The sequence below is a fragment of the Synechococcus sp. R3-13 genome, from assembly GCF_047462195.1.
Classification (GTDB): domain Bacteria; phylum Cyanobacteriota; class Cyanobacteriia; order Thermostichales; family Thermostichaceae; genus Thermostichus.
Genome location: NZ_JANSIO010000036.1, coordinates 1 through 6120, shown reverse-complemented (window position 1 = coordinate 6120; position 6120 = coordinate 1). Strand labels below are relative to the sequence as shown.

Annotated in this window: 9 protein-coding genes; 6 read left to right on the top strand and 3 right to left on the bottom strand. The window is 56.7% G+C overall.

The features are described from left to right. Positions 1–341, top strand: a 341-nt coding sequence (locus NW856_RS01165) for a sigma-70 family RNA polymerase sigma factor (RefSeq protein WP_414398674.1), incomplete at its 5' end; no start/stop codon positions are given. 133 nt (positions 342–474) lie between these two features. Further along, positions 475–1044, top strand: coding sequence for an SAM-dependent methyltransferase (locus tag NW856_RS01160; RefSeq protein ID WP_414398673.1), 570 nt, complete (start codon positions 475–477; stop codon positions 1042–1044). Positions 1045–1064: 20 nt separating this feature from the next. Here the strand turns inward: NW856_RS01160 and NW856_RS01155 are convergent, their stop codons facing one another. From NW856_RS01155 to NW856_RS01145, 3 genes are all read right to left on the bottom strand, one after another. Further along, on the bottom strand, positions 1065–1490 hold the full coding sequence (locus NW856_RS01155; RefSeq protein WP_414356288.1) for a VOC family protein: 426 nt from the start codon (positions 1488–1490) through the stop codon (positions 1065–1067). 53 nt (positions 1491–1543) lie between these two features. Then, entirely contained in the window at positions 1544–2206 is a 663-nt protein-coding gene (locus tag NW856_RS01150) for an isochorismatase family protein (RefSeq protein ID WP_414356287.1), read from the bottom strand. Positions 2207–2284: 78 nt separating this feature from the next. Further along, complete coding sequence (locus NW856_RS01145) at positions 2285–2665, bottom strand: Rid family hydrolase (RefSeq protein WP_414356286.1); 381 nt, start codon at positions 2663–2665, stop codon at positions 2285–2287. Between the two features lie 193 nt (positions 2666–2858). Here NW856_RS01145 and NW856_RS01140 point away from each other — a divergent pair, with 193 nt between their 5' ends. From NW856_RS01140 to NW856_RS01125, 4 genes are all read left to right on the top strand, one after another. Then, positions 2859–3887, top strand: coding sequence for a rod shape-determining protein (locus NW856_RS01140; RefSeq protein WP_414356309.1), 1029 nt, complete (start codon positions 2859–2861; stop codon positions 3885–3887). Between the two features lie 67 nt (positions 3888–3954). Further along, the gene (gene mreC, locus NW856_RS01135) at positions 3955–4707 is read left to right on the top strand and encodes a rod shape-determining protein MreC (protein WP_011434053.1); all 753 of its coding nucleotides are present in this window, start codon (positions 3955–3957) and stop codon (positions 4705–4707) included. Between the two features lie 25 nt (positions 4708–4732). Next, the gene (gene mreD / locus NW856_RS01130; RefSeq protein WP_414398671.1) at positions 4733–5329 is read left to right on the top strand and encodes a rod shape-determining protein MreD; all 597 of its coding nucleotides are present in this window, start codon (positions 4733–4735) and stop codon (positions 5327–5329) included. A gap of 395 nt (positions 5330–5724) precedes the next feature. Further along, positions 5725–5952 (top strand): indolepyruvate ferredoxin oxidoreductase subunit alpha, encoded by a 228-nt coding sequence (locus tag NW856_RS01125; RefSeq protein ID WP_011434056.1) that lies wholly within the window; start codon positions 5725–5727, stop codon positions 5950–5952. Positions 5953–6120 lie beyond the last annotated feature (168 nt).

The following is a 6120-nucleotide window of genomic DNA, read 5'->3' as shown; positions in this document are numbered from 1 at the left end:
AGCAGGAATGGCGAGAGCTGGAACTGGCTCAACAAAACAGCCTTTTGCTCAGCCTGGATGCCCCGATTCAAACCGAGGAAGACAGCGTCGCTTTGGGGGAGGTCGTTCCGGATCAGCGCTACCGCAGTTTTCAACTGGCCGAAGAAGACCGCATTCGCCTACAGCATGCCTTGGCCAAGCTGGAGGAACGCACCCGCAAGATTTTGGAATTTGTCTTCTTCTACGACCTCACCCAAAAAGAAACGGCAGAGCGGCTGGGGATCAGCGCCGTTACCGTTTCCCGCCAAGTCAAAAAGGGGCTGGAACGTCTGGCCAAGTTGTTGAATCAAGATATTTTTTAAGTTGTTGAATCAGAATATTTTTCGAGACGCTGGAACCGACGCAACTGGCGATGGCTTTCCACCCTGTAGAACAGCGAGGGCTCTGTACCGCAACAGATTGATAGACTGATGGAAACATGGACGAGAGTATTTGATGAATAGAAAAAACCGCTCTTCTCGGGATCGACCCTTGGCACCCCGCGGTTTCAAGCCTAAGCTCGGTCAGAACTCGGTGGTCAGGGATCCCTTCTTCCAACGCCAGTCCAACCGGCAAAGTCCAGAGGGAATCCGCTTAGCCCCCTATGTGCGCACCTTGCCCTTGGTTGTGGATGCCATGCTGGATTTGGCCCAGGTGGGGAGCGAGGATACTCTGTACGACTTGGGCTGTGGGGATGGCCGCATTCTCATCCGGGCGGCACAGCGCTTTGGCACGCGGGGCGTGGGGGTGGATATCGACCCGGAGCGCATCCTGGAAGCCCAACAGCGGGCCCAAGAAGCCCAAGTTCAGGATCGAGTCACCTTTCTCCAGCAGGATCTGCTCACTCTGGACTTAACCCCGGCGACGGTGGTGAGTTGTTATTTGCTGCCCAGCTCCCACCTGCTGATCCGAGACAAGCTGCGCTCCCAGCTTCGGCCCGGCGCTCGTCTGGTCACCCACTCCTTCGACATGGGAGATTGGCTCCCCACCGCCACCACCACCGTATCGGATGTTATCAACACCTAAACCATCTATCTCTGGCGAATCTAACCCTGGGGATCCCAGGCCGTCGCTTCCCCAAAAGCAGCAGAAGGCTGGTGCAGTACAATCCGGTTGCCATCGGGATCCCGAAAATCCACCTCCTGTCCGTGAAAGGCTTGTCGCAGAGGGGAAATGGAGATCTGATAAGCTTCCGCCAACCCCTCCAGTGTTGTCAGGGATCCCTGTAAATCCTGCACCTGTAGGCAGAGGCTCACCGCTTCGGTTTGGGCACCACCATCGAGATGACGGCTGCGATAAAGGCCCAGCCGCAACCCCGGCAGACGAAACTCCACGTACACCGGATCCCCCTCTGTTGGAAGCTGGACTTGGGGAGGGATCCCCAAGAGAGCCCGATAGAAGCGCTGCAGACGGGGCAAGTCTGGGGTAGCCACGCTGACCAAGGCGCCGGAGAGCTGCATCGCAACCGCCAAAAGACCGAGTTGCTTTATCTTAGTTCCTCAATGCTCCACGTCGAAGAACCCCCTTATGCAGTCTTTGCACCAACCCGTGTCGGCACAGCAGCTTGCAAAGCCTGGAGAAACTCATCGCTGCTACAAACCCAGCCAAAAAACTTCTCAATATTGGCTAAGGCGGCCTCCTTGAGCAGGGGCGGCCCCACCTGCAGGGTGGAATCAGATAGCAGCAAACAGAAATATTCGCGGTGAAAAGCTTCTCGGATGGTGGATTCCACACAGACATTGGTGGCAATGCCTGTAAACACGAGATTGCGAATCCGCCGCTGCCGCAGCAGCATATCAAAATGAGTTCCGGCGAAAGCACTGTAGCGAGTTTTCTGGAGAACGATTTCTCCAGGGAGAGGTCTTAATGCCTCAACAAAATCATAGTCCCACGTGCCCTTAATCAATAATTTTCCTGACAACTCGGGCCGTTGGCGCATCAACTTCAGGGCGTTGGATTTGTACCAATTGGGGGAGCCGGGACCACCTGCCTCCTCAAGTTGGGGATCCCAGCCATTTTGAGTAAAGATGATCGGCATTTGTAAAGGGCGAACCGCTTCCAGCACACGGGCGATAACCTGAATGACCGCCGGCGCTTCGCCGAGATCACTACCCAAAAGGTCCACATACCCGCCCCTGCTGGCGTAGGCATTTTGCATGTCCACCACGATCAAGGCGGTTTCTTCCAACTGAAAGGTAACCGGATCCGGGCGACTGGGGATCACAATAGGAGTCGGCATTGAAAATCTCCAAATAGACTCAAATCCTCAAGCCCCAATGTGGGCCACGGCAGCAATTTCCACCAGCAGATCAGGACGTACCAAGTCTGCTTTCACCACAAATCGAGCCGGTAATACCCCCGGAAAATACTCTTTGTATACGGCGTTCATGCCCGCATAGTTGGCGTAGTCGGTCAAGAAAACGCTGCAGAAGACGATGTCCTCCATCGTTCCTCCTGCTTCTGTAACGACGCTTTTAATCAGATCCAACACCACGCGAGTTTGGGTGGCGATGTCGGATCCCACCGTCTTGCCCTCCGGATCTAGGGCCAATGTGCCCGAGATGTAGAGGGTATTGCCCACCTTCACGCCGGGAGAATAGGGGGCGATGGCCGGATATCCGGCTGGAGCAATGGCAACCTTAGGCATATGGGATCCCGAATCACAACAGGATTGCACCTTAGCGGCGAATTTAATCTTCCACAGTTGGCTGGGATACAGCTACAGCCGGTTTCTCTGGAGCAGATTCCCGATCTTCGGGGGAGATTCTCTAGCAGAACTAGACTATAGTAGGTACCGAAGCTTGCTGCTTCTTCCCAAGTCAAGACTGGAGCGACTTACCGTGGGGTTCTTCAGCCGATTTTCCCGTGATATGGGCATTGATTTGGGCACTGCCAACACGCTGGTCTACGTGGCCGGGCGAGGCATTGTCCTGCAAGAGCCCTCTGTGGTTGCCATCGACCAAAACACCAAGCAACCCCTGGCTGTGGGGGAAGATGCCAAAAAAATGTTGGGCCGTACCCCAGGCAACATCGTGGCGGTGCGTCCTCTGCGAGATGGGGTGATTGCCGACTTCGACACGGCGGAGATGATGCTAAAACACTTCATCCACCGCGTACACGAGGGCCGGTACCTGATTGCTCCGCGCATTGTGATTGGGATCCCCAGCGGCGTGACCGGAGTGGAGCGACGGGCTGTGATGGAAGCCGCTCTCCAGGCCGGGTCGCGGGAGGTGTATTTGGTGGATGAGCCGGTGGCAGCAGCCATTGGGGCCGGGCTGCCGGTGCAAGAGCCCACCGGGAACATGATCATCGACATCGGCGGCGGCACCACTGAGGTAGCCGTCCTTAGCTTGCAGGGGATCGTGCTGAGCGAGTCGGTGCGGGTAGCGGGAGATGAACTGAGCGAGGCCATCGCCCAGTACATGAAAAAAGTCCACAACCTCACCATCGGGGAGCGCACTGCCGAAGAGATCAAGATTCAGATCGGTTCTGCCTACCCGATTCAAGAGGAACTGACCATGGAGGTGCGCGGGTTACACCTGCTCTCCGGTTTACCCCGTACCGTTACGGTGAAAAGCACCGAAATCCGCGAGAGCATGGCCGAGCCCCTCTCGGTGATTGTGGAAGCCATTAAGCGCACCCTGGAGCGCACTCCACCGGAATTGGCTGCCGACATTATCGACCGCGGCATCATGCTGGCCGGCGGAGGAGCCTTGCTCAAGGGTCTGGATGCCCTGATCAGCCATGAAACCGGGATCTTGGTTCACATTGCTCCGGATCCCCTCAGTTGTGTGGTGCTGGGTACAGGGCGAGTTCTGGAGGATTTCAAAACCTTGGGTCGAGTGTTGAGCGGCAGCTTCAAGGGCTAGAGGCGCTTCTCCCTCTCCCTGATTTCCTGATTTGAGGTGTGAGTCGAGTGGGTCGGAGAGGTATTGCTTGAATCGGCTACGCCAATGGTGGAGGCGCTACGGCTTGGGGTTACTCCTGTCTGCTTTGGCGATGGGGGTAGCATTGGGCTTGCGCCAAACCCAGGGATCCCTGTTGGTGGAGCTGTACAGTTGGATCACCGCCCCGGCCCGTCCACCTGTGGATCCCGCCGCGGTGCTCAGCCAGGCCGCCAACCGTGAGCTGCAAGCCCTGGTAGCCGAGTTGCAGTACCAAAACCGCGAGCTGAAGCGGCTGCTGCAATTTACCGAGCAGATGCCCCAAGCGGGGATCCCGGCAGCAGTGGTGGGTCGCAGCGCCGATCACTGGTGGCAACAGCTCACCCTCAGCCGCGGCAGCCGGCATGGAGTCAGGGTGGGAGATGTAGTCATGGCGCCGGGCGGGTTGATCGGGCGAGTTGAGTCGGTCACGCCCAACACCAGCCGAGTGCTCCTGATCAGCGATCCCACCAGCCGTGTCGGGGTAATGCTGAGTCGCAGCCGACACATGGGCATCCTGAGGGGTACGGGCACCCAGAGTGCCATTTTGGATTTTTTCGACAAGGCCCCCAAAGTAGAGGTGGGGGATGTGGTGGTGACCTCGGGCCTGAGCAGCTTTTACCCAGCCGGGGTTGTGGTGGGAACGGTTCGAGCGGTCAACTTGGATGCCAGCCCTGCCCCTCAAGCCACTGTCGAACTGTCGGCGCCGCTGGGTCTCTTGGAATGGGCCTTGATCTACCGCTATGCTCAACCCTCTGATTCCTAAGCTTAAGTCTCACCTTAACTGGCTGGTGACTGTCCTGTCGGGATTGCTGGCAGCAGTGGCCCCTTGGTGGCGAGGGCCGGGCTTGGAGCTAGCAGGCTTAACCCCAGATTGGCCCTTGATCTGGGTGGTGTGCTGGAGTGTGCGGCGCAAAGCTTGGCAGGGGGCTGTTGCCGGGGTCACCCTGGGTTTTCTGCAAGATGCGCTGACCAGCCCTTGTCCTACCCATGCGCTGGGGCTGGCTGTAGTTGGGATCCTCACCGCCAAGTTGCAAAAACAACGCTACATGCAAGAAGACTTTATCTCGGTGGCCTTGATCGTTTTTGGTATGGTGGTGATCGCCGAAACCTTGATGGCACTGCAATGGATGTGGCTCGTGGCCTCGCAGGGATCCGAGGGCCTGGATCCGGCGGGAATGCAAACTTTGCTGGATGGATTGGGGAACTCCCTTCACTCTTTCGGCAGCATCGGCGGCGACGGTTCGCGTTCTCTGGAGAGCATCTGGTGGAACCATCAACGCAATGCCCTCACGTCTGCTATTTTAAGTAGCCTCTGGGCACCTGCTTTGTACTGGCCCCTCAGTCGTTGGTGGCAATCTCAAGAGCGGGATCCCAGAGAGGTTTAGCCTTTGGTTTTGTGGCAAATCATCCTACCTTTCGGTTAAAACTTAGGCCAAAGCAGAGTATGTCCCTTGGCATTTTTGGCAAGAAAGAACTCTCGAGGCAGCGGGAGCCGGTTTGCCGACTGTCTCTGACCTCCCACATGTTGGCGCTGTGCTGAGAGGCCCCAGACAAAGTCAGAAAAAGCGACAATCCGGAAAATTCTTCGTTGGGGAGCAATTTTGGCCTAAAATGAACCCTAGAACTGAGATATAAGTCCCATCTTTTTCAGGCAGCTTCGGGCAAATATCGCGCATTCTAATCAAAAAGTCAACAGCATAGGAAGCGCAGGCGACGTAAAGGCTGACCTTGTGGCAACTGCACTTAGGATTTGACTTAGAGCGTTCATTGGGAGGGATCCATGCCGCATACAATTGTCACCGATATCTGTGAAGGTGTGGCCGACTGTGTAGAGGCTTGCCCCGTCGCCTGCATCCACCCCGGCGATACCAAAAATGCCAAAGGCACCGACTACTTTTGGATTGAGTTTTCCACCTGCATTGACTGTGGCATCTGTTTACAGGTCTGCCCCGTAGAGGGCGCTATTCTGCCGGAGGAAAAGCCGCATCTGCAGCGAGTGCCCCGCTAATTCCAGGGAAGCATCCCTGGCCACACGCCGGGATTCAACGAGAATTACAATCATTTCAATTCCAACCAGGACGCTGCACCCACACCTAGAACGTTAGTCGCGTCTTCGCGTCGTCGTGTCAGCGTTGCGGAGCAATAGCGTTGCGGTTCCCGTCAGGGTGCCGTAGGC